This window comes from Micromonospora sp. DT53 (assembly GCF_049841535.1).
Taxonomy (GTDB): Bacteria; Actinomycetota; Actinomycetes; order Mycobacteriales; family Micromonosporaceae; genus Micromonospora.
Map to the genome: position 1 here is coordinate 789,332 of NZ_JBNCKM010000002.1, position 20,770 is coordinate 810,101.

A 20,770-nucleotide genomic window follows, 5' to 3' on the forward strand; every position below is an offset into this window, starting at 1 on the left:
CGTGAACTACCGTCGGGCGGGTCCGCCTACCCCGACCCTCCGGGAGCGAGCAGATGCAAGCCCGCGCCGCCCTGGCGTCCGTCCTCGCCTTGGCGCTGGTCTTGTCCGGCTGTGCCCAGCCGGACCGCACCATCGTCTCCGCCGGCCCCCCAAAGCCTGTGGAATCCACCGCGCCGCCCACCCCGAAACCGCACCCCAGCGCCACCAAGCCGGCCAAGCCGCCACTGCGGCCCCTGCCGGCCAAGCTCCCCGCCGGCCTGGGTCGCAACACCGGGGTACGCCCGGTGGCCCTGACGTTCGACGACGGGCCCAACCCCGCCTGGACGCCCAAGGTGCTCGACCAACTGAAGGCCGCCAAGGTGACCGCGACCTTCTGCGTCGTCGGTCGCGAGGCGCAGCGCCACCCGGAGTTGGTTCGGCGGATCGTCCGGGAGGGACACCAGCTCTGCAACCACAGCTGGCGACACGACCTCGATCTTGCCCGGCGACCTGTCGCCGAGATCCGGGCCGACCTGGACCGCACCAACAGGGCCATCCAGAAGGCCGCCCCCGGCACGAAGGTGTCGTTCTACCGGCAGCCGGGCGGCCGGTGGACGTCGGAGGTGCTCGGTGTTGCCAAGGACCTCGGCATGCGTCCACTGCACTGGTCGGTCGACCCACAGGACTGGGACAAGCCGAGCGCGGCCACGATCGGCAAGCGAGTCCACGCCGCCACCCGCCCCGGCGCCATCGTCCTCCTGCACGACGGAGGCGGTGATCGGGCCGCGACGCTGGCCGCGTGCCCGAAGTTGATCGCCGACCTGAAGCGGCGCTTCGGCATCACCCGGCTCCCCTAAAACCGCTCTGACCTGCGGTTATGTCCCGCCCCAAGCCCTTGCCGACACCGATTTTGTCGACCGACGGGACATCACGTATGCTTTCCAAGCCTCCGGCGGGGCCGGATGGGAGCAAGTCCGCTTGAAGTTGCGAATGTGCAATGATGGCGGGGCCGCCCTCATCGTCTAGCGGCCCAGGACGCCGCCCTTTCAAGGCGGTAGCACGGGTTCGAATCCCGTTGGGGGCACGACCGGCGCAAGCCGGAGCAAGGCAAGACCGGCGCAAGCCGGAGCAACACAAGCTAGGTCCTGTGGAGCAGTTGGAGTGCTCGCCGCCCTGTCAAGGCGGAGGTCGCGGGTTCAAGTCCCGTCAGGACCGCAGCGCCGACGCCGCGCCCCGCGCGGCGTTCTGCGTATCGGAGCAGGTCGCCCTGCCACCGGTTCGTCCGGTTGCCGGGTAGCATGAGCCGAGCGTTACGGCCAGGTAGCTCAGTTGGTACGAGCGTCCGACTGAAAATCGGAAGGTCGGCGGTTCGACCCCGCCCCTGGCCACATAGCCTTTCGCCGGGCTACAGAGGTCCCCACCAGCGGAAACGCAGGTGGGGATCTTGCTTTTTCCGGCGCTTCCGCCGACACCCCTGGTTGACCGCTCCTCGCCGTCCCGCGTTCATCGTCCGCACCTACGCTCCCGCCCGTGGGCAAAGGCCCGGCGGGACCGTGGAGACCATCGGAACGCTCGGCGCTGTTGTCGGCGGCGCCCTCCTCGTCATGGGCCTGACTGGCGTCAATTCTCGCGGCGACTTTCTCGTGGCCGGAGCGCTGCTGGTGATCGCGGGCCTGCTGCTCGGCGTCGAGGCAGCGGTGCTGGGAGCCCACTGGCGCGGACCAGGCGTCTGAACCCCGCCCGCCTCCACGAATCAGCAGCACCACACCTTCATGATCGACTCGGTTTTCATGAAGTCGGGGTATTGCAGCGCTCGCGACACCGCGACATTCAGGAAACCGAGTCGATCAAGCGCTGGCGGGCCGGCTGGCCGGCTGCGGCTGCGGGACGGCGTCAGTGGTCGCGGCGATCCTGCGGGCGGTGCGGCGTCACGCTGCCCTGGATCGCCTCCCACACGCTGCGTCCGGCCTGTCGCAGCGCCTCCCCCGCCTGCTCGGCCAACTGCGCCGCGCTCTGGGCTGCGGCCTGCGCGGCGCCCGGTAGACCGCCATCCCCATCCCCGGACGGGCGCGGACCGGACGCAGTCGACCCCCCTGGCTGGTTGCGGGTCTGCCCGGCCGCCGAACCGTCAGGGCGCTGCTGGTCCCGGCCCGCCCCTGCCGGGCGCTCTCCGCCACCCGAGCCCTCGTGCCGTACTTCCTCGGCGTGACGCGGCCCCTCGTGCCGCTGGCCTTCCGGACGGCGGCCACCCGGCGCGCCAGTCTCCGGCTCACCGCCCTGCGAATGCTGGCCCTCAGACTGCGGGCCCTGCCGTTGCCGTCCTTCCGGCTGCTGCCCCTGCGGCTGCGGGCCCTGCGGACGCCGCCCCTCCGGCTGCGGGCCGTGCGGATGCGGGCCCTCTGGGTGCGGGCCCTGCTGCTGCTGGCCCTCCGGCTGCGGGCCGTGCGGACGCCGCCCCTCCGGCTGCGGGCCGTGCGGACGCGGGCCCTCTGGGTGCGCCTGGTCAACCGACCCCGGGCCGCCAGCTCGCGGCCCCGGTCCTCCGGCCTCCGGCGCCGAGCCGACCAGACCCGCCCCGGACCGACTTACCTCCGGCCGACCAGAACCCGGCCGACCAGAACCCGGCCGACCCAGGCCAGGTCGGTCCAGGCCGGGCCGGTCCAGGCTCGGCCGGCCTGGACCGGGTCGATCGGAACCCAGCCGGTCGCGGTCGGCCACCGGGCTGGCCGCGCCGACCTGTCGGCCCGGCTCGTCGCGTACGCCGTCCGGGTGCCGACTCGACGCCTTGACCTCCGCTGCGCCCGCCGCCAACTGCTGGGTGCCGCGGTTCACGTCGTCGAGGGCGGTACCGGCCGTGCGCGCGAGCGCCTCGATGATGTGTGGGTTGTTGTCGAGCGTGTCGAGCGCCCGTCCCAGGATTCTGGTCAGCTGCTCCAACCGCACCCGCAGCTGCGCTTCGGCGTTCACCCCGTTGACGTTCAACTCGCCGCTGTTGAGGTGCACCCGTACGCCGGCGTCGACCTGGAGCAGGTTGGCCACCCGGGCCCGCAGCGACAGGTCGGCTTCCAGACCGTCGACCGCCAGGTGGATGGAGTCGACGGAGACCTTCGGAATGTCGAGCAGGACGTCCGGGTTCCCGCTGTCGACGTTCCGGTCCGGCTCCCGCTGCTGCCCGCTCTCGCTCATGGTCTCCCGCCCCGCCTGCACACCGGCCCGGTGGTCCGGGCCGTTCGGCGCGGTTACCCGCTTTCCGGCGGGGCATCCCGTCCGTGACGGCTCGACGACCCTCTGTCTGGAACCGGGCACCGTGTGAAGCTGCACACCCGGGCATCAGCCGGTATGGTCCGGGCCTATGGGACAGGAATTGACTGATCCGGCCGACATCCGGCAGGACGTCGGCCAGTTCTCTCTCCGGTGCAGCCTTGTCGTCCCGGGCTCCGCCGAGCACGCGTTCGCGGTCTTCACCGACGAGCTGACCGACTGGTGGGTCACCGAATACACCTGGTCCGGTCCGGACGCGCTGGCCGAGCTGGGCATGGAGCCACGGACCGGTGGCATGCTCTACGAGTTGGGCCCGTACGGTTTCCGCGCCGACTGGGGCCGTGTGCTCACCTGGGATCCGCCTCGCCGGCTGGTCTTCGTCTGGCAGATCGGCCCCGACCGGGCGCCGGTGCCGGACCCGGCCCGCGCCAGCGAGGTCGAGGTGCTGTTCCATTCCGAGGGGCCGGAACGCACCCGGGTCGAGCTGGAGCACCGGCACTTCGACAGGCACGGCGAGGCTGCCGAGGGTTACCGCAAGGCGCTCACCGCCGGCTGGCACGAGTTGCTCACCCGCTACGTCGCCACGGTGTCGCGACACCGCCCCACCACGACGGCCTGACGACCCGCCTGATCACCGACCGAGCCGCCGGTCGACGGCGGCGCCGCCGAGGTTCCGTCCACCGAGGTTCGCGCGTTGGCCGGCCTCCGCTCCCGAGCCGAAGCCGGTGCCGCCCAACCGGCGTGGCGGCGCGGTGCGCAGCCGCGGGTACTCCTCGGTGAGCCGGCGCTGCACCCGGTCGGATCGGTCGGCCAGCACCAGCGCCATCGACGGCGCGCCCGACTCGGTGGCCGCCGCCGACTCGGCCGCCCAGAGCCGACCTCCGACCACCTCGGCGAAACCGGCCAGCCAGGAGCGTCGGAAGGCGGCGGGATGGTCGTCCGCCGGCACCTCGGTGGCGGCCAGGCCGTGCGCCGCCTGCACGAGCAGTGAGGTGAAGAGCAGGTCGACCCGTTCCAGGTCGCTGGCGAAGCCGAAGAGGTGCAGGGCGAAGCCGTTGCCCCGCCGACGGCGTACGCAGCGGCAGCGCAGGGGCTCGGCCACCGCGGCGAGCAGGCCGACCTTGTCGCGGGCGTAGGGGGCGACGACGTCCAGCACCCGATCGCCGACCGGGTCGGTGGTCGGGTCCCGGGCGGCGAGCAGCGCCCGGTCGACGCCGTAGCGGGCGATCAACTCGGTCGCCTTGGCGGTGAACGCGGCCGACTCGGCCGGTGTGCAGGCCGGGTCCTCGGCCTGGGCCAGCAGCTTGCGCACCTTGCTGAGCATGGCCTCGGACATGCCTACAGAGCTACCACACGTGCCGGACATCATCGGGGTCCCGCCGGGATCGATCGATACGTATCATCGTCACGGTCAGATGATCAGTCCAATACGGACGGTCAGTTACGTTCCGGAGGATCGAACGAATGCCATCCCCGACCGCTCGCCTGCTCGCCGTCGCCACGGCCACCGCACTACTCTTCACCGGCACACCCGCGCTCGCGGAGCCGACGACACCGACCACGCCGGTCAGCTCCGGGCCGAACGCGTTCGCCCCGCTCGCCACCTGTTACGGCGGGGCGGTCCGGTCGTACTTCGAGACCGGCCGCTACGGCGGCTCGGCCGGCCAGTACCGCACCACGTCGCGCTGTCGCGACATCAACGTCCGCAACGCGAGCGTGTACGCCACCGAGGCGTGCGTGATCTTCGTCGACAAGACGAGCGCCTGTAACTACTGGACCTACCTGCCGGCCAACTCGGGCTGGATCACGGTCGCGACAAACGTCCGGGACGGCGTCAACTTCCGGGTCCGCTTCGAGAACCTGCGGTACGAGTACGAGCCGCTGATCGCGTACCACGCGTTCTGACCGGCCCGCGCGGTCGCGGCGTCCGCCCCCCGACGGGCGCCGCGACCCGCCACACAGCCGCGACCCCGCCGACACGTCACTCGGCGCGGCTGCGCAGGGTGGCGATCGTCGAACCGGCGAGGGTGAGCAGGCAGTCGGGGAGCAGCCCGTCGGCCGCCGCCGCGCCGAACAGTGCCTCACCGGTCGGTTCGTCCCGATTCGCGTACGCGCTGACGAAGCGGGCCACCCAACGCGTGTCGTACCCAGCCTGGTCGATCCCTGGAAAATCGAGCGCCGCCCCGCTGGCCGCCGGCGCGTCACCGAGCATGGTCGCGGCCAGGCACCAGGCGACCCCGTACGCACCGCTCAGGCCGGCCCGGTCGACGACCGCGTCGAACGCTCCCACCACCGCGTCTCCATCGCCGGTCAGCGCCGAGCGGAGCACGGCGGCCGCGTCATCGAACGTCTGCTGTGGTAGGTCCGTCACTCAGCGCACAGTAGGACTGGTGGTCAAGCCCTCCCAGCAACCGTCACTGTCCGTGTTCAACGCGAGCTACCTGCGCATTACGCCACCTCCATGGTCCCGCCACCGGCTTCGGCACGCTAATGTGCGCAGCGGACCTTCGCCGGAGGAAGGACGACCATGTTCGTATCACGCCGCTCGCGGGTAGCCACACTGGCCGCCTGCGCGACGATCCTGCTCGCCACAAGCGCTTGCGGGGATGACAAGCCCGAGGAGGCAAGCACCCAACAGGTGCGCCTTTACGGCACTGACGGCACCATGCTCAACTCCTATCCCGCGGAGTTGAAGGAACGGGCGAGTCTCGTCGACGGGATGAAGGGCACCACGCCCCTCGTTCCGCTGCCGGACGACTTCAAGGGCCGGCTACGGGCCGTCAATCCGGCGCTGACGGACTTCGTGTACTCCGCCGAGACGTACGACGCGGTGGTGATCGCCGTGCTCGCCGCCCAGTTGGCCGGGAGCACCGACCCAGCCGCCATCACCAAGCAGATCGTCGCCGTCACCAACGACGGGCAGCGCTGCGAGGACCCCGCCAGCTGTCTCGCGCTGGCCCGCAACGGTCAGGACATCGAGTACCGCAGCGTGTCGCTGACCCGGGCGGGCTTCACCGACAAGGGTGAGCCGGCCACCGCGAGCTACGCCACGCTCACGTTCGACGGGCAGCAGATCAACGACGGTAAGACCGAGTTCGTCGGCGCGGGCATCGAGTCGGCGGCGAGCACCAAGACGCCGCCGAAGCCGAAGAAGCAGCGCGCGGGTGGCGACGCCGACCAGCAGCCGCTGGTCCTGGGCGGCCTGTTGCCGAAGACCGGTGACCTCTCGATCGCCTACCCGCCGATGGCGGCCGGCGCCGCGCTGGCGATCAAGGAGATCAACGCGGGTGGCGGCGCTCTGGGCAAGCCGGTGACGTGGCTGGACGGCGACGACGGCACCAGCCCGACGGTGGCCAAGGCGACGGTGGCCAAGCACGTGGCGGACGGCGTCAGCGTGATCATCGGCGCGGGTGGTTCGGGCATCTCCCGGGCCGTGCTCCCGGACGTGGTGCGGGCCGGGAAGATCCTCTTCTCCCCGTCCAACACCGACAGCAGCCTGACCGACGTGGACGACGAGGGCCTCTACTTCCGTACCGCCCCGCCGGACAGCCTCCAGGGCCGGGCACTGGCCGACGTGATCCTCCGCGACGGATCACAGAAGATCGTCATCGTGGCCCGTAAGGACTCCTACGGTGAGGGCCTGCAGGGCACCGTCCGCGACGAGCTGGAGAAGGCCGGCATCGCCGACGACCGGCTCAAGCTGTTGACGTACGAGCCGCCGGCCGACGCGAAGGCCCCGCCTGTCGACTTCAGCGGCGGCGCGAAGGAGATCAAGGCATTCGGCGCGGACGCTGTGCTGATCATCGGCTTCGGTGAGTCCGCCCAGGTGATCCGCGGCCTGGCCGACGCCGGGGTGCAGATCCGGCAGTAAGCAACACCCGAAACCCACGACGGCCGCACCGGCTTCCCGCCGGTGCGGCCGTTTCTGGTACGGAATCAGCGCGGCCGGCGGCGCTCCAGGAACTCGGTCATCCGGCGGTGCTTCTCGTCGTCCTCGAAGAGCACCGCCTGGCTGACCAGGTCGAGATGCGGGTGCGCGGCGGCGGGCGCGTCCACCGCCAGCTTGGTCAGCCGGACCGCCAACGGTGAGCCCAGGGCGATCTCGTCCAGCAACGCGTGCGCCACCGTCAGCAGCTCGTCGGGCTCGTCCACCACCCGGTTCACCAAGCCGATCCGCAGCGCCTCGGCGGCGTCCACCCGCCGGCCGGTGAAGAGCAGCTCCTTGGCCCGGCCCTCGCCGATCAACGCGGGCAGCCGGTGGGTCGCGCCGGCGCCGGCCAGGATGCCCAACCGCACCTCCGGCTGGCCGAAGACCGCCCGCGCCGTGCACACCCGCAGATCGCAGGCGTACGCCAGCTCCGCGCCACCGCCCAACGCCGGGCCGTCGACGGCCGCCACGGTCGGCATCGGCAGCGCCCGGACGCGTGCGAAGGCGGCCGAGTTGATCGCGGCGAGAGCGTCCGTGCGACCCCGTTCGCGGAGCTGGCCGATGTCGGCGCCGCCGGCGAAGATGCCCGCCGCGCCACCGGTGAGCAGCAGCAGGCGCGGACGCGCCTCCAACTCGGCGCAGACCTGGTGCAGCTCGGCGATCAGGTCGGCGTCGATGGCGTTGCGTTTCTCCGGCCGGTCCAGGGTGACCACCAGCCGGTCCGGCCGCTCCTCGATCCGCAACCCACTCATTGCTTCACACCGGCTTCCCAGCGGTAGAAGCCCTGCCCGGACTTCTTACCCAGCCGCCCCGCGGCCACCATCTCCTCCAGCAGCGGCGGCGGCGCGAAGCGGTCCCCGTACGCGGCCTGGAGGGTGCGGGCGATGTCCAACCGCACATCGAGGCCGACCAGGTCGGTCAGCTCCAGCGGCCCGATCGGATGCCGATAGCCGAGCACCATGGCCTTGTCGATGTCCGCCGGGCTGGCCACTCCGTCGGCGACCATCCGGATCGCCTCCAGCCCGAGGGTGACTCCGAGCCGGGAGGTGGCGAAGCCGGGCATGTCGCGTACGACGACGGGGTCCTTGCCCAGCCGGCCGGCGAGCGCGACGGCCGCGGCGGTGGTCTCCTCGGCGGTGGTCGGGCCGACCACGATCTCCAGCAACGCCATCGCCCAGACCGGGTTGAAGAAGTGCAGGCCGAGGAAGCGCTCGGGCGCGTCCAGCTCCGTGGCCAAGTCACCGATGGCGATGCTGGAGGTGTTGCTGCCCAGCAGCGTCGGGCGCAGCGCGGCGGCGTCCCGGAGCACCGCCCGCTTCAGGTCGAGGCGCTCCGGAACCGCCTCCACGATCACCTGGGGTTCGGGCGCGACCTCGGCGAGGGTTGGGCGCAGCGTCACCCGCTGCCGGTTCGCGGCGGCCTCGTCGGCACTCAGCTTGCCGCGCTGCACCGCCCGCTCCCACAGCTCGGCGAGCCGGTTCAGCGCGGCCGCACGCCGCCCGGGGTCCACCTCTACCAACTCGACGGCGTGCCCGGCGCCGGCCGCCACGTACGCGATGCCGAGCCCCATCGTGCCGGCACCGACGACCACGAAACGATCGCTCATCACGCCTCCCTGTCCCGCCCGCCGACGCGTGGGGTCCCCACCACGCCGGCCCGGGTGTCCCGCCCGCTCCGCTCGCTCATGGTGCGACCCTAGACAGCGCGACGACCCGGCCCATGCGTGGGGGAGCGCCGGATCGGGTAATGACGGCCCGTCAACCGAGGGAAGGACCGCATCGAGATGAGCCAGGCACCGGAGAGCGTCACCGACGGGGAGATCGTGGAGACCCGAGGCGACGAGCGGGTCGAACTGCTGCGCGCCGACACCAACAACGACGGCAAGACCGACGTGTGGGTGGTGGACACCGACGGCGACGGCAAGGCGGACCTGTTCCAGTTCGACACCGACGGTGACGGCAAGGTGGACATCACCATGGTCGACATCGATGAGGACGGCCAGCCGGACGAGGTGGTCGACGGCGACGGCGGCCTTCCGCCCGAGCAGCTCCCCCCGACCGTCCAGGTCTGAGACGTACGGCGGCCCCTGCCTCCGCCCAAGCGGAACGCGGGGGCCGTCGCTCAGTCGGCGAGGCGCAGGGTGGCCAGGTAGTAGGGCGCGTCGCGGTCGTCCACATCGGTGAGCCGCCAGCCGGTGCCGTGCACCAGGCTGGCGAACTCGTCCGCCGAGCAGACCAGATAGTCGAACCATTCGGTGCTCAGCTCGCGGTAACGCAGCCGCAGCCGCAGCTGGCCACCGAGCCGGCCGCGCCGACGGTTGCGCTCGTGGTAGCCGGTGTGCACCGGGTCGCGGGTGCCGTACGGGTCGGTGCCCTGAGCGATGATCTGCGCGCCCGGTCGGGCCAGCGCGGCGAGCGCGGCCAGGAACTCGGGGGCCCGCTCCCGCCCCTCGAACAGCCCGAGGTTGTTGCCGAGCAGCAGGAACGTGTCGTACCGCGGACCGTCGGCGACGTGCGTGTCGACGGTGCCGTGCACCAGCCGCCGGACACCGCGACGCCTGCTCACCCCCAGCGCGCCCGCGGAGGTGTCCAGCCCGGTGACCGGTACGCCCCGCTCCTGGAGCAGCAGCGCGATCCGGCCGGCTCCGGTGCCGATGTCCAGGGTCTCGCCGTGCGCCCGGTCCACCGCGCGGTGGTCGTACGGCTGCCACTCCGCCGGCCCGTCCAGGTAGTGCGCGGCCGGGGCGCCGTTGATCAGACCGTCGTCCCGTTCGATGATCTCGATGACCGGTCGCGGCAGTCGACCACCGACCAGGGGGCGGGGGCCGACCCCGGTGGCCACGGCGAGCGTGTCCCGCAGCAGTTCACCGACCACGTCACCGATTAGAGGTTCAACCGTCACGGCGTTCACGCTATCCGGGCACTCACTGGCCGCGCCGGCCGTATCCTGGCGGCGTGACCACGCTGGACCGGCTGTCGGCTGAGAAGTACCTCCTGCTCACGACCTTCCGCAAGGACGGTCGGGCGGTGCCGACCCCGGTCTGGGCGGTACGCGACGGTGAGGCGTTGGCGGTCTGGACCCGGGCCGATTCGGGCAAGGTGAAGCGGATCCGCCACAACGGTGAGGTGACCGTGGCGCCATGCGACGTGCGGGGTCGGCCCCACGGGGCGGAGGTGTCAGCTCACGCGACGATCTACGGCGGCGGTGACACCGGGCGGGTCCGCGACCTGCTGAAGCACAAGTACCGCCTGATCGGTCGGCTGAGCCTGCTGGGCAGCCGGTTGCGGCGAGGCGAGGGGGGCACGGTCGGCATCCGGGTGACGTTGGCCGAGGCGCAGCGCTGACCCGTGGCCGGGGCATGGAAAGGGGCGGCAGATCGAGATCCACCGCCCCTGCCCGGAAACTATCGTGCCGCTCAGTCGCCCTGCCGCTGCTGCGGGATCTGGCCCTGCAAGAGCGCCCTGACCTCCGACTCGCGGTAGCGGCGGTGCCCACCCAGGGTGCGGATGGCGCTGAGCTTGCCAGCCTTGGCCCACCGGGTCACCGTCTTCGGGTCGACACGGAACATCGACGCCACCTCGGCCGGCGTGAGTAGCGGCTCTGGTTCGTGCGTTCGCGATGCCATCGGTCACTCCTCCACATGTATAGACATCGGCCGGGGTCCCGCCGGCCGACGCGTCTCCCATGGTCCGGCTAGTCCCCGATGTCCGACATGGGCCGAACGGATGAAGGTCCCTAGACGGACGGATGAACCATGCCCGATTTTTACGACTTTTACACGGCAGAAAGTACCTTATTCGGACTCATGATCACGGTTCGTGATGCGTCAACTACGAGCTAGCCTCGCTTTGGGAGCGCTCCTACGGCGATATGCCCCTAATTGCACCGCTCCAACAGCTGCACCGCGCGCCACCGCGCCACCAACTTGTCGTACGCGGCGGACGCCTCTTCGGCCTCGCCCCGCGACAGCCCCGCGAGGCCGGCGGCGACCAGCTCGGGCGAGTCGTCCGCGGCGAGAGTCTCGTCGGAGAGCAGGTCCACCAGACCGCCGTAGTCCAGCTCGACCACGGACCGCGGATGGAACTCCTCCAGCCAGCGGGCCGCCTCCTCCACCGCCTCGGTGATCGGCGCCTCGCCCACCGACTTGCGCAACACCGACAGCGCCCGCGACGAGCGACGTCGAGCCTTGGAGATCTCGGTGCGGTAGCGCAGCGCCCGCCGGCCCGGCTGGGTGACCAGATCCCGCTCCGCCGGGTCGAAGAGCACGAACCACCGCAGCGGTACGCCCCAGGTGGCGATCTGCTCGTGCACCCGGGGCACCCCGTGCTCCAACACCCGGGCGCCACTGCGCCAGTCGTCCACCACCGCCCTGGCCTGCCCGGCGAGCACCGGCGGCACGAACGCGTCGGCGAGCACCGAGGGCACCCCGTCCCGGGCGCTGAGCGCCGCCTCGGCGACCCGGATGCGCAGGTTCCATGGGCAGACCAGCAGGCCGTCGTCCGTCTCCAGGACGTACGCCTCCTCCGGCAGGTCCGGCAGCCGGGTCCAGCCGGCGCCCAGCGCCTCGATCACCGCCGACCGCTGCCGACCAGGCCCCTCGACAGGGGCGACCGCGCGCCCCTCCGAGACGTAGCGGCGCCAGTAGCTCTGCCGGTCTCGGTCGAAGGCGGCCAACGGTTCGTACACGCGCAGGTAAGAAGCGAAGAGCGACGGCACCGCGCGATCCTCCCACGAACCACGCCGGTACGCGGTCAGCGGCCGGAGCACGCGCGCCGCACCGTGGGACGGCGGCGGCGTGTCGAGCGCCCGCACGACGGCCGATACTAGGCTCGATCACACCGGCAGCATCCCCGCCGGGGTTTACCAGGTCCGCGTCCCACAAGGACGCACACCACCGTAGGAGCCAACCATGGGCGTATTCGCGAGCACCGACGACCCGGTATCGACCGGTCACGAACAGGTCGTGTTCTGCCAGGACAAGCAGAGCGGCCTGAAGGCGATCATCGGGATCTACTCCACCGCGCTGGGCCCGGCGCTCGGCGGCACCCGCTTCTACCCGTACGCCAGCGAGGACGACGCCCTCGCCGACGTACTGGACCTGTCCCGCGGGATGGCCTACAAGAACGCGCTCGCCGGGCTGGACCTTGGCGGTGGCAAGGCCGTGATCTGGGGCGACCCGGAGCAGATCAAGAGCGAGGCGCTGCTGCGCGCGTACGGTCGCTTCGTCGAGTCGCTGGGTGGCCGCTACTACACCGCCTGCGACGTCGGCACGTACGTGGCGGACATGGACGTCGTGGCCCGGGAGACCCGCTACGTGACCGGGCGCAGCGTCGAGCACGGCGGCGCCGGTGACTCGTCGATCCTCACCGCCTGGGGTGTCTTCCAGGGGATGCGGGCCGCGGCCGAGCACGTGTGGGGCACCCCGAGCCTGCGGGGCCGGCGGGTCGGCGTGGCCGGCCTGGGCAAGGTCGGCAAGTACCTCACCGGGCACCTGCTGGAGGACGGCGCCGAGGTGGTCGCCACCGACGTCAACCCGAAGGCGTTGACCTGGGTGCGCACCAACCACCCGCAGGTCACCCTTGTCGACGACTCCAGCGCGCTGGTCGCCGCGGACCTCGACGTGTACGCGCCGTGCGCGCTGGGCGGCGCCCTGAACGACGACACCGTGCCGGCGTTGCGCGCCAAGGTGGTGACCGGGGCGGCGAACAACCAGCTCGCCCACCCGGGCATCGAGAAGCTGCTGGCCGACCGGGGCATCCTCTACACCCCGGACTACGTGGTCAACGCGGGCGGCGTCATCCAGGTGGCCGACGAGATCGAGGGCTTCAACTTCGACCGGGCGAAGCTGCGGGCGACCCGGATCTACGACACCACCCGCGAGATCCTGCACCTGGCCGACGCGGAGGGCGTGCCGCCGGCCGTGGCCGCCGACCGGCTGGCAGAGCGGCGGATGTCGGATGTCGGCCGGCTGCGCGCGATCCACCTGCGCTGAGCGTTCCTTCCCGGGGGCGGATCGACGAGATCCGCCTCCGGGCCCCCGGTGGCGGCGCAGCTAGGTAAGCTGAGCCCGGGGTCAATTTGATGCGGTTTGTCCGGTGTCACGGGTGCTAACCGTTCCGCTCCTTACCCGGTACACTGGGTGACGGCCGGATCGACGCGACGCGCAGAGCCGGCTGACGGTAACCCGAGGTGCCGAACGGTGGCATCCCCATGTACCGTAAGAGCCACGAGAGATGCCTGACGTCATCGGGGCCCGCCTTCGGGCTGCCCCGCATTCTGTGCGAGGGGGTCGAGCCATGGGGCGCGGCCGTGCTAAGGCCAAGCAGACTAAGGTGGCGCGGGAGTTGAAGTACCACTCCCCGAACACCGACCTCACCGCCTTGCAGCGCGAACTGGCGGGTGCTGGTAAGTCTGAGCACCACTTCGACGACGACTCTAAAGAGTCCGTCGGCGATGATGATGAGGATCACGCGGACGACGATCCAGATCCCTGGGTCCGTCCGACCCGCTGATCCGTTCGACGCAGCTGAGCACGCGGTGACCCCCGCGTGCTCACGCGCGTCTCGTGCAGGTGCAGCTGAGCGACGATCAGGGGCCTGCCCCGACCGGAGCCAATCCGGCCGCTCGACAGGCCCCTGATCGCGGCTCACCTCAGCGCGGGCGATTGTTCCAGTTGTAGAAGGTCGGGATGTTCTCGAAGTGGTTCCAGGCGCAGACCGCGCTGGAGCCGTCTCCGCCCGACACCTCCGAACGCAGCCGCCGCGCGTCCTCGGCCTCCTGGAGCAGCGCGACGAGCGCGGGAGCCGCGTCTCGCACCCGTTCGGTGACGCCGTCGTCCGCTTCGCGCTCAGGCCGCCGGTGACTTGTGGTCTCGGGCATGCTCCAACACTCCCTCCAATAGGCGGATCTTGCTGTTGCGGCAGTGCTCGGTCTCCGTACCGTCAAAACGCCCCAGCTCGAAGTAACGGTTGGCGGCATGGCCACCGCCGCAGAAGCCGAAGTACGGGCAGGACGCCCGACACGCCTCCACCCCGGCCAGGAACTCCCCCACCCACGGCGTCGCCGCCGCGTCGCCGAGGATCTGCGCCAACGGGGTCGTCAGCACGTTGCCGCTGCTGAAGTCGCCGTAGTGGGGATCGGTGAAACCGGCCAACTCGGGGGAGAGCACGACCACCGAGCCGTCGTGACCGATCGTCGGGATCGGGTCCAGTTGGCGGGGCAGCAGCCCGTCCGCCGAGTTGTCGAGCACCGCCGCGGCGTAGCGCAACGACCACTCGATCTCGCGGAGGTGAATCCGGGGCTCCCGGCGCCACGCACCGACCAACTCCGCCCAGAACGCGGACACCGCCGACGGGTCGTGGCGGTTGTCACGGGTGTTGACGCCCTCGGTTTCCTCGATGTTGATGCCCAGCACGTCGCAGCCCAGCTCAAGGAAGTAGTCGTACAGCTCGGTGGCGAGCCCCGGCTCCGGGCGGGACACCACTGCCAGCGCGGAGAAGGGCAGACCGCGCCGGCGCAGCACCGAGATGCCGTGCAAGATCCGGTCGTACGCCGGCTGACCGCCCCGGTTGACCCGGTCGCCGTTGCGCGCCCGAGGCCCGTCGACACTCACGCTCACCCGCATCTGGTGCCGGACAAAGAAATCGCACCAGTCGTCGTCGATGAGGGTGGCGTTTGTCTGCACGTGTTGCTCGACCTCGGGCCCGAATGGCGCGATCAGATCGGCCAGGTGCTCACGACCGGCAGCCAATGGCTCGCCGCCATGCCAGACCACGGAGAAGCGGCCGTTCGCCGCCCAGGGGTTGACCGCGGCCGCGACCGCCTCGGCCACCGCCACCGGCATCCGGCGATCGGCGGCCCGGAACGGCAGGTAGCAGTACGCGCAGTCGAGATTGCAGAGGGTGGTGGGCTGCATGACGACATACGACGGGACGGCGGCCAGACCGCGCATCCCGCTGAACGACTGTCCCCGAGCAGCCATCGCCCTCCTCCGCCTAGCCTGAGGGTGCCCTTCAGGCTAGGCGGCATTGGCCACCCGGGTGAAGCCCTGATCAGGTGCCCGTACGATCACCGGAGGGTGATCATCCTCGGGTGTGCTGACCGACCATCTGCACGTTGCCGGTGCCCTCGATGATCTCGCCGGCCTGCCACGCCTCGACCCCACGGCCGGTCAGGGTGGCCAGCGCGCGGTCGGCGTCCTCGGCCGACACGATCGCGAACATGCCGACTCCCATGTTGAAGGTCGACTCCATGTCGTGGTCGTCGATCCGACCCTTCGTCTGGATCAGATCGAAGATCGGCTGCGGCTTCCAGGTGGACCGGTTGACCACCGCGTCGACGTGCTCGGGCAGCACCCGGACCAGGTTGCCGGGGATGCCACCACCTGTGATGTGGGACAGCGCCCGCACCTCGGCCTCGGCGATCAGCTTGAGGCAGTCCTTGGCGTAGATCTTGGTCGGGGTGAGCAGCTCCTCACCGAGGGTCCGCTGCCGACCGAAGTCGTCGATCACGATGTCCAGCCGCATCCGGGCCGCCCCGAGCAGCACGTGCCGGACCAGCGAGTAGCCGTTGGAGTGCAGGCCGGAGGAGCGCATGGCGATCACCACGTCGCCCACCTCGACCCGCTCAGGGCTGAGGATGTCGGCTTCCTCGACCACGCCCACACCGGTCGCGGAGATGTCGTACTCGTCCGGGCGCAGGACGCCGGGGTGCTCGGCGGTCTCCCCGCCCAGCAACGCGCAACCGGCGTACCGGCAGCCGTCGGCGATGCCGGCGCCGATCTCGGCGACCTTGTCCGGAACGACCTCGCCGGTGGCGATGTAGTCGAGCAGGAACAGCGGCTCGGCGCCGCAGGCCACCAGGTCGTCGACGACCATCGCGACCAGGTCGATGCCGACCGTGTCGTGAATGTCCATCTGCTGGGCGATCACCAGCTTGGTGCCCACCCCGTCGGTGGAGGACGCCAGGATCGGGCTCTTGTACTTCTTCGTGTCGAGCCGGAACAGGCCGGCGAAGCCACCGAGGTCACCCATCACCTCGGGGCGGCGGGTCTGCCGCACCTTCGACTTGAGCAGCTCCACCGCGCGGTCGCCCGCGTCGATGGAGACGCCGGCGTCGGCGTACGAGACCGAGCGTTTGCGCGCCTGGCGGCCAGCACCGCCCGTCCACGGCTGGCGGTCGCCACCGGCGCCGGTCGGGCTGCTTCCTGCGCCGCTGCGCTCGGACACGTGCGTCACGGTTCTCCCCTTTGGTTCTCGGTGCCGCCGGCGGTAGCCGGGCCGCGCCGGTTGGTGCTACGGGCGGTTTGCGGTAACGCCACCCGGAGTGGCGACGGACGAGCCGTTGGTGGGCAAGGCCTCCGGCGCCGAGTTGGCGACGCGTCGGCCCACCCCTTCGAGCACGTGCTTGCCGATCAGGTTGCCGGCCGGCAACTCGATCGGGTACTCCCCATCGAAACACGCCCGACACAACCGGGTCTTCGGCTGCTCGGTCGCGGCGATCAGGCCAGGAAGGGAAACGAAGCCCAGCGTGTCGGCGCCGATGGAACGCCGGATGCCCTCGTTGTCCAACCCGTTGGCCAGCAACTCCGCCCGGGTGGCGAAGTCGATGCCGTAGAAGCACGGCCAACTGACCGGCGGGGAGGAGATCCGGACGTGCACCTCCAGCGCCCCCGCCTCACGCAGCATCCGCACGATGGCGCGCTGGGTGTTGCCGCGCACGATCGAATCGTCCACGACCACCAACCGCTTGCCGCGGACGTTCTCCCGCAACGGGTTGAGCTTGAGCCGGATGCCGAGCTGACGCAGGGTCTGCGACGGCTGGATGAAGGTACGACCCACGTACGGGTTCTTCATGAGGCCGGCGCCGTAGGTGATGCCGGACGCCTCCGCGTACCCGATCGCGGCCGGAGTGCCCGACTCGGGCACCGGGATCACCAGGTCGGCCTCGACCGGGTGCTCCTTGGCCAACTGCCTACCGATCTGCACCCGCGCCGAGTGGATGTTGCGCCCGGCGATCGTGGCGTCCGGGCGGGCGATGTAGACGTACTCGAAGAGGCAGCCCTTCGGCTCCGGCGCGGCGAACCGGGTGGAACGCAGCCCGTTCTCGTCGATCGCGATCAGCTCGCCCGGCTCGACCTCGCGCACCACGCTGGCGCCGACGATGTCCAGTGCGGCCGTCTCGCTGGCGATGACCCAGCCGCGCTCCAGGCGGCCGAGCACCAACGGGCGGACGCCGTGCGCATCGCGGGCCGCGTAGAGGGTCGACTCGTCCATGAAGACGAAGCTGAACGCGCCGCGCAACTGCGGCAGCACCTCAAGTGCGGCCGCCTCGACCGACAGATCCGGTCGGCTGGCGAGCAGCATCGTCACCAGGGAGGTGTCGTTTGTCGAACCGTCCGCGACGAGGCCGCGCTCGGCGACCTCCTTCTCCAGCTCGGCGGTGTTGACCAGGTTGCCGTTGTGGGCCAGCGCGATGGTCGTCCCGGAGGTGGTCGACCGGATCGTCGGCTGGGCGTTCTCCCAGTTCGACGCGCCGGTGGTGGAGTATCGGGCGTGCCCGATCGCCAGGTGACCGCGCAGGCTCGCCAGGGTGGGCTCGTCGAAGACCTGCGCCACCAGGCCGAGGTCCTTGTAGACCACCACGCCGGAGCCATCGCTCACCGCGATGCCCGCCGCCTCCTGGCCGCGGTGCTGTAGGGCGTAGAGGCCGAAGTAGGTCAGATTGGCAACCTCTTCGCCGGGGGCCCAGACGCCGAAGACGCCACAGGCATCCTGGGGGCCAGGTCGTTGGGGGTCAAGGTCGTGGCTCAGCCGGCCGTCGCCTCGGGGCACCTACCGCTCCCTCATGCTGGTCTGGACCGGCCGGGCGGGGATCACGGGCGGATCCACACTCCTCTGCCGGGACCACTGTCGTCGCCTGACAGTGTACGCGAATCGACGTCAATACAGAAAGTCACGATTCCCCTGCTCACTGTCACGGTGAGTCGGACATCGGGACGACTAGAGGGGCAGATGCGCCGAGAGGTCCGCGCGATTGCCACTCGTCTGGACGCGACCGTCGGTGACCGCCTCCGCCCAGCCAACCCTGCCGGTTGCCAGCTCCAACCAGGTATTCGGAGCCATCTCGACCACGTTTGGTGGGTTTCCTCTGGTGTGTCGAGGCCCCGATACGCACTGGATCGCCCCGTATGGTGGGACGCGCACCTCCACCGATCGGCCGGGGGCGCGCTCCGCGAGGACGGCCAACAACGACCGGACCGCCTCTCGGAACACCGGCCGTTCGGGTGTACGCCCCTCGTCGAGCGCCGACAACGCGGCCGTAACGGCAGCGGACTTACTGTGCGGAGAGGACACGACGGGACGATACGACCCCAAGGCCAGACACGCGACGCTGGCCCTGGGTCGCGCTCATGCAGTCGGACAAGGCATAGTTGCCGACGGCGTATTCGTACCGTGATGATCCCCGGCCCGGCGCCCCGCCGGTCAGAGGGAAGTCAGCCCGGAAGGCGGTGGACGTGTCAACACACCGACGTGCCTGGAAGCAGCGGGCCGGTGTGGTCGTAGCGCTGGTTGCCGGCGCTCTGCTCGCCGTCCCCGCCACACCAGCCATAGCCGCGGATGTGGATGTCTCCCCCGGCTCGATCACAGTGAACGCCGGCAGCGACGCCACACTCACTGTGCGCGTTACTCCGGATAACGGCGACGAGACGGGGAAGATCAGTGTCTCCGGCCTGCCGTCCGGCGTCAGCTGCGCCAGCGGTTGCGGCGATGTCACCTTCAACGGTGGCCTGGGCAACCCGGCAAAGACGGTGCTGGTCCGGATCGCGGCCAGCGCCAACGCTGGCGACGCGACCGCGACCCTCACCGTGGCCGTCGAGGCCCAATCGGGTGCGGACACCGCCAACGTCTCGCTGACCGTGAAGGGCAAGGCCGCTCCGCCGCCGCCGCAGAACCAGACCGTGCGGTCGGTCGCCGGCAAGGTGGTCGCGCAGGCGGACGGCAAGGCCGTGCCGAACGCCTTCGTGGTCCTCCAGGACACCGCCGGTCACCGCTACGACGCCACCAGCAACGGCAACGGCGAGTTCCGGTTCACCGGCACCACCCAGAAGCCGATCGCGCCCGGCCGGATCGACCTCGGCGCGTCGTTCGACAACATCCAGGCGTTCAAGTCCGTGAACGCCAACGCCGGGCAGGCCATCACCGGGCAACGGATCAGCCTCGCGATCAAGACCGAGGTGACGCCCAGCGCCACCCCGTCCGCCACCCCCGACGCCACTCCCACCGAGGAGGCGACCACCGAGGAGGGCACCGAGGAGGAGCCCACCGAGGAGGCCAGCCAGGGCGCTCCGGCGAACGCCGCGAACACCGACGACGGCGGCGGCATCGGCTCGTACCTGATCATTTTGCTCGGTGGTCTTCTGGTCGCCGCCGGTGTCGGCACGATCGTGCTGCTCTGGATGAAGCGCAGGGAGAACGGCGACGACGACGACGCTCCGGCCGGTGCCGGTGGCGGCGGTGTGGTGCCGCCCTCGCGGGGCGCGTTCCGCGGTGCGGACGACCAGACCCGGGTGGTCGGCGGTCGTCCCGGCGCTGGACCGGACCCGACAATGGTCGGTGGCGCGGCGCTGAGCGAAGCACCGACGATGATGCACCGCCCGGTGGTCGACGACGTTCCGCCGGACCCGTACGGCGCGCCTGCGCAGGCATACGGCGGCGCGGGTCAGCAGGGCTGGGGCGGCGCCGGTTACGGCGAAGAGCCGGCGCCCGCTGGGTACGGCGCCGGCGGCTACGGCAACGCGCCCGCTTCGGGTGGCGGCTACGGCGCTCCGGCCGGCCCGGAGGGCGGCTACGGCGCCGGTGCGGCCGGCGACGGTTACGGTGCCGCGCCCAGTGCCGGCTACGGCGGCGCGCCAGCCTCCGGTGGCGGCTACGGCAACGCTCCGGCCTCCGGCGGCGGCTACGGCAGTCGTGACTACGACGCCCCGGGCGGCACCGCCGCCTACCCGCCGGCTCCCGCTGGCGGAGCGGCGTACGGCGAGCGGTTCGACGAGCCGACCGGCCGGTACACCGGCGACACCCAGTACCCGGCCCCGGCCGACCCGTACGCCACAGGCGTCTACCAGCCGGAGCAGGGGCAGGGGTACGGCCAGCCCGATCCCGCCCCGTACGGCGGTCGCGCTGCCGAGCCGACCGCAGGGTACGGCGCTCCGGAGGCTGGCGGGTACGACCAGGGCGGCTACGGTCAACCGGCCGGCGGGTACGACCAGGGCGGCAACTACGGCGGCCAGGAGCCCGCGCCACAGCGCGGCGGTGGCTACGACGACCGGGGTTACGACCAGGGCGGCTACGGTCAGCCCGCCGGCGGGTACGACCAGGGCGGCAACTACGGCGGCCAGGAGCCTCCGCAGCAGCGCGGCGGTGGCTACGACGACCGGGGCTACGAGCAGGGCGGCTACGGTCAGCCCGCCGGGCGGAACCGACCGGACACCCCGCCGCCGCCGCCGACCGAGCGCGGCGGTCGCCGCCTCGACTGGCTGGACGACTGACCCCCACCACAGCACATGGAAACGGCCACCCGGAGATCCGGGTGGCCGTTTCGTTG

Annotated in this window: 23 protein-coding genes and 3 tRNA genes; 13 read left to right on the plus strand and 13 right to left on the minus strand. The window is 71.1% G+C overall.

Going from position 1 to position 20,770, the window contains the following annotated elements:
* Window positions 1-53 precede the first annotated feature (53 nt).
* The 5 genes from ACLQ3B_RS09465 to ACLQ3B_RS09485 all read left to right on the plus strand — a co-directional run bounded on the left by ACLQ3B_RS09465 (window position 54) and on the right by ACLQ3B_RS09485 (window position 1,712).
* Window positions 54-836 (plus strand): polysaccharide deacetylase family protein, encoded by a 783-nt coding sequence (locus tag ACLQ3B_RS09465; RefSeq protein ID WP_425779222.1) that lies wholly within the window; start codon window positions 54-56, stop codon window positions 834-836.
* Between the two features lie 154 nt (window positions 837-990).
* Window positions 991-1,063, plus strand: a tRNA-Glu gene (locus ACLQ3B_RS09470).
* A 57-nt stretch (window positions 1,064-1,120) separates the two neighbouring features.
* Window positions 1,121-1,194 (plus strand) — tRNA-Asp (locus ACLQ3B_RS09475).
* A gap of 99 nt (window positions 1,195-1,293) precedes the next feature.
* A tRNA-Phe gene (locus ACLQ3B_RS09480) sits at window positions 1,294-1,367 on the plus strand.
* Between the two features lie 165 nt (window positions 1,368-1,532).
* Window positions 1,533-1,712 (plus strand): hypothetical protein, encoded by a 180-nt coding sequence (locus ACLQ3B_RS09485; protein ID WP_425779224.1) that lies wholly within the window; start codon window positions 1,533-1,535, stop codon window positions 1,710-1,712.
* Window positions 1,713-1,872: 160 nt separating this feature from the next.
* Here the strand turns inward: ACLQ3B_RS09485 and ACLQ3B_RS09490 are convergent, their stop codons facing one another.
* Complete coding sequence (locus tag ACLQ3B_RS09490) at window positions 1,873-3,165, minus strand: hypothetical protein (protein ID WP_425779226.1); 1,293 nt, start codon at window positions 3,163-3,165, stop codon at window positions 1,873-1,875.
* A 166-nt stretch (window positions 3,166-3,331) separates the two neighbouring features.
* Between ACLQ3B_RS09490 and ACLQ3B_RS09495 the strand changes: the two genes are divergently transcribed.
* A complete protein-coding gene (locus ACLQ3B_RS09495) occupies window positions 3,332-3,859 on the plus strand; it encodes an SRPBCC family protein (RefSeq protein WP_425779228.1) in 528 nt (175 codons plus the stop codon).
* A 12-nt stretch (window positions 3,860-3,871) separates the two neighbouring features.
* Here ACLQ3B_RS09495 and ACLQ3B_RS09500 read toward each other — a convergent pair whose 3' ends face one another.
* The gene (locus ACLQ3B_RS09500; RefSeq protein ID WP_425779230.1) at window positions 3,872-4,576 is read right to left on the minus strand and encodes a DUF2786 domain-containing protein; all 705 of its coding nucleotides are present in this window, start codon (window positions 4,574-4,576) and stop codon (window positions 3,872-3,874) included.
* 128 nt (window positions 4,577-4,704) lie between these two features.
* Here ACLQ3B_RS09500 and ACLQ3B_RS09505 point away from each other — a divergent pair, with 128 nt between their 5' ends.
* A complete protein-coding gene (locus ACLQ3B_RS09505; RefSeq protein ID WP_425779232.1) occupies window positions 4,705-5,145 on the plus strand; it encodes a hypothetical protein in 441 nt (146 codons plus the stop codon).
* Between the two features lie 76 nt (window positions 5,146-5,221).
* Here the strand turns inward: ACLQ3B_RS09505 and ACLQ3B_RS09510 are convergent, their stop codons facing one another.
* On the minus strand, window positions 5,222-5,611 hold the full coding sequence (locus ACLQ3B_RS09510; protein ID WP_425779234.1) for a hypothetical protein: 390 nt from the start codon (window positions 5,609-5,611) through the stop codon (window positions 5,222-5,224).
* Window positions 5,612-5,767: 156 nt separating this feature from the next.
* Here ACLQ3B_RS09510 and ACLQ3B_RS09515 point away from each other — a divergent pair, with 156 nt between their 5' ends.
* Window positions 5,768-7,111 (plus strand): ABC transporter substrate-binding protein, encoded by a 1,344-nt coding sequence (locus ACLQ3B_RS09515; RefSeq protein WP_425779236.1) that lies wholly within the window; start codon window positions 5,768-5,770, stop codon window positions 7,109-7,111.
* A 65-nt stretch (window positions 7,112-7,176) separates the two neighbouring features.
* On the opposite strand, the gene ACLQ3B_RS09520 is transcribed toward ACLQ3B_RS09515, so the two are convergent.
* Together ACLQ3B_RS09520 and ACLQ3B_RS09525 are read right to left on the minus strand one after the other, a co-directional pair.
* The gene (locus ACLQ3B_RS09520) at window positions 7,177-7,920 is read right to left on the minus strand and encodes an enoyl-CoA hydratase/isomerase family protein (protein WP_425779238.1); all 744 of its coding nucleotides are present in this window, start codon (window positions 7,918-7,920) and stop codon (window positions 7,177-7,179) included.
* Window positions 7,917-8,774 carry a 3-hydroxyacyl-CoA dehydrogenase family protein gene (locus tag ACLQ3B_RS09525; RefSeq protein WP_425779240.1) on the minus strand — a complete coding sequence of 286 codons (858 nt, stop codon included), beginning with the start codon at window positions 8,772-8,774 and terminating at the stop codon, window positions 7,917-7,919. Before ACLQ3B_RS09525 ends, ACLQ3B_RS09520 begins: the two co-directional genes overlap by 4 nt.
* 177 nt (window positions 8,775-8,951) lie before the next feature.
* On the opposite strand from ACLQ3B_RS09525, the gene ACLQ3B_RS09530 reads away from it, so the two are divergent.
* Window positions 8,952-9,239 (plus strand): hypothetical protein, encoded by a 288-nt coding sequence (locus ACLQ3B_RS09530; RefSeq protein WP_091396025.1) that lies wholly within the window; start codon window positions 8,952-8,954, stop codon window positions 9,237-9,239.
* Window positions 9,240-9,289: 50 nt separating this feature from the next.
* Here the strand turns inward: ACLQ3B_RS09530 and ACLQ3B_RS09535 are convergent, their stop codons facing one another.
* Entirely contained in the window at window positions 9,290-10,069 is a 780-nt protein-coding gene (locus ACLQ3B_RS09535; protein WP_425779242.1) for a methyltransferase domain-containing protein, read from the minus strand.
* 53 nt (window positions 10,070-10,122) lie between these two features.
* Here ACLQ3B_RS09535 and ACLQ3B_RS09540 point away from each other — a divergent pair, with 53 nt between their 5' ends.
* Entirely contained in the window at window positions 10,123-10,512 is a 390-nt protein-coding gene (locus ACLQ3B_RS09540) for a PPOX class F420-dependent oxidoreductase (protein WP_425779244.1), read from the plus strand.
* A gap of 71 nt (window positions 10,513-10,583) precedes the next feature.
* On the opposite strand, the gene ACLQ3B_RS09545 is transcribed toward ACLQ3B_RS09540, so the two are convergent.
* Window positions 10,584-10,793, minus strand: a complete 210-nt coding sequence (locus tag ACLQ3B_RS09545; protein ID WP_007073996.1) for a BldC family transcriptional regulator — start codon at window positions 10,791-10,793, stop codon at window positions 10,584-10,586.
* A 251-nt stretch (window positions 10,794-11,044) separates the two neighbouring features.
* Window positions 11,045-11,884, minus strand: a complete 840-nt coding sequence (locus ACLQ3B_RS09550; RefSeq protein WP_425779868.1) for a hypothetical protein — start codon at window positions 11,882-11,884, stop codon at window positions 11,045-11,047.
* Between the two features lie 193 nt (window positions 11,885-12,077).
* On the opposite strand from ACLQ3B_RS09550, the gene ACLQ3B_RS09555 reads away from it, so the two are divergent.
* Window positions 12,078-13,160, plus strand: coding sequence for a Leu/Phe/Val dehydrogenase (locus ACLQ3B_RS09555; RefSeq protein ID WP_425779246.1), 1,083 nt, complete (start codon window positions 12,078-12,080; stop codon window positions 13,158-13,160).
* A 304-nt stretch (window positions 13,161-13,464) separates the two neighbouring features.
* Window positions 13,465-13,680 carry a DUF3073 domain-containing protein gene (locus tag ACLQ3B_RS09560; RefSeq protein ID WP_124821603.1) on the plus strand — a complete coding sequence of 72 codons (216 nt, stop codon included), beginning with the start codon at window positions 13,465-13,467 and terminating at the stop codon, window positions 13,678-13,680.
* A 139-nt stretch (window positions 13,681-13,819) separates the two neighbouring features.
* On the opposite strand, the gene amcA is transcribed toward ACLQ3B_RS09560, so the two are convergent.
* The 5 genes from amcA to ACLQ3B_RS09585 form a co-directional block, all read right to left on the minus strand.
* Window positions 13,820-14,047: a multiple cyclophane-containing RiPP AmcA gene (gene amcA, locus ACLQ3B_RS09565; RefSeq protein WP_124821604.1), complete on the minus strand. Its 228-nt coding sequence runs from the start codon at window positions 14,045-14,047 to the stop codon at window positions 13,820-13,822.
* The gene (gene amcB, locus ACLQ3B_RS09570; RefSeq protein ID WP_425779870.1) at window positions 14,016-15,119 is read right to left on the minus strand and encodes a cyclophane-forming radical SAM peptide maturase AmcB; all 1,104 of its coding nucleotides are present in this window, start codon (window positions 15,117-15,119) and stop codon (window positions 14,016-14,018) included. The genes amcA and amcB overlap by 32 nt, the downstream gene beginning before the upstream one ends.
* Before the next feature lie 130 nt (window positions 15,120-15,249).
* The gene (purM, locus tag ACLQ3B_RS09575) at window positions 15,250-16,404 is read right to left on the minus strand and encodes a phosphoribosylformylglycinamidine cyclo-ligase (protein ID WP_425779248.1); all 1,155 of its coding nucleotides are present in this window, start codon (window positions 16,402-16,404) and stop codon (window positions 15,250-15,252) included.
* 57 nt (window positions 16,405-16,461) lie between these two features.
* A complete protein-coding gene (gene purF, locus ACLQ3B_RS09580) occupies window positions 16,462-18,000 on the minus strand; it encodes an amidophosphoribosyltransferase (protein ID WP_425779250.1) in 1,539 nt (512 codons plus the stop codon).
* Window positions 18,001-18,168: 168 nt separating this feature from the next.
* The gene (locus ACLQ3B_RS09585; RefSeq protein WP_425779252.1) at window positions 18,169-18,522 is read right to left on the minus strand and encodes a sterol carrier family protein; all 354 of its coding nucleotides are present in this window, start codon (window positions 18,520-18,522) and stop codon (window positions 18,169-18,171) included.
* Between the two features lie 161 nt (window positions 18,523-18,683).
* On the opposite strand from ACLQ3B_RS09585, the gene ACLQ3B_RS09590 reads away from it, so the two are divergent.
* Window positions 18,684-20,714, plus strand: coding sequence for a hypothetical protein (locus tag ACLQ3B_RS09590; RefSeq protein WP_425779253.1), 2,031 nt, complete (start codon window positions 18,684-18,686; stop codon window positions 20,712-20,714).
* Window positions 20,715-20,770: the final 56 nt, after the last annotated feature.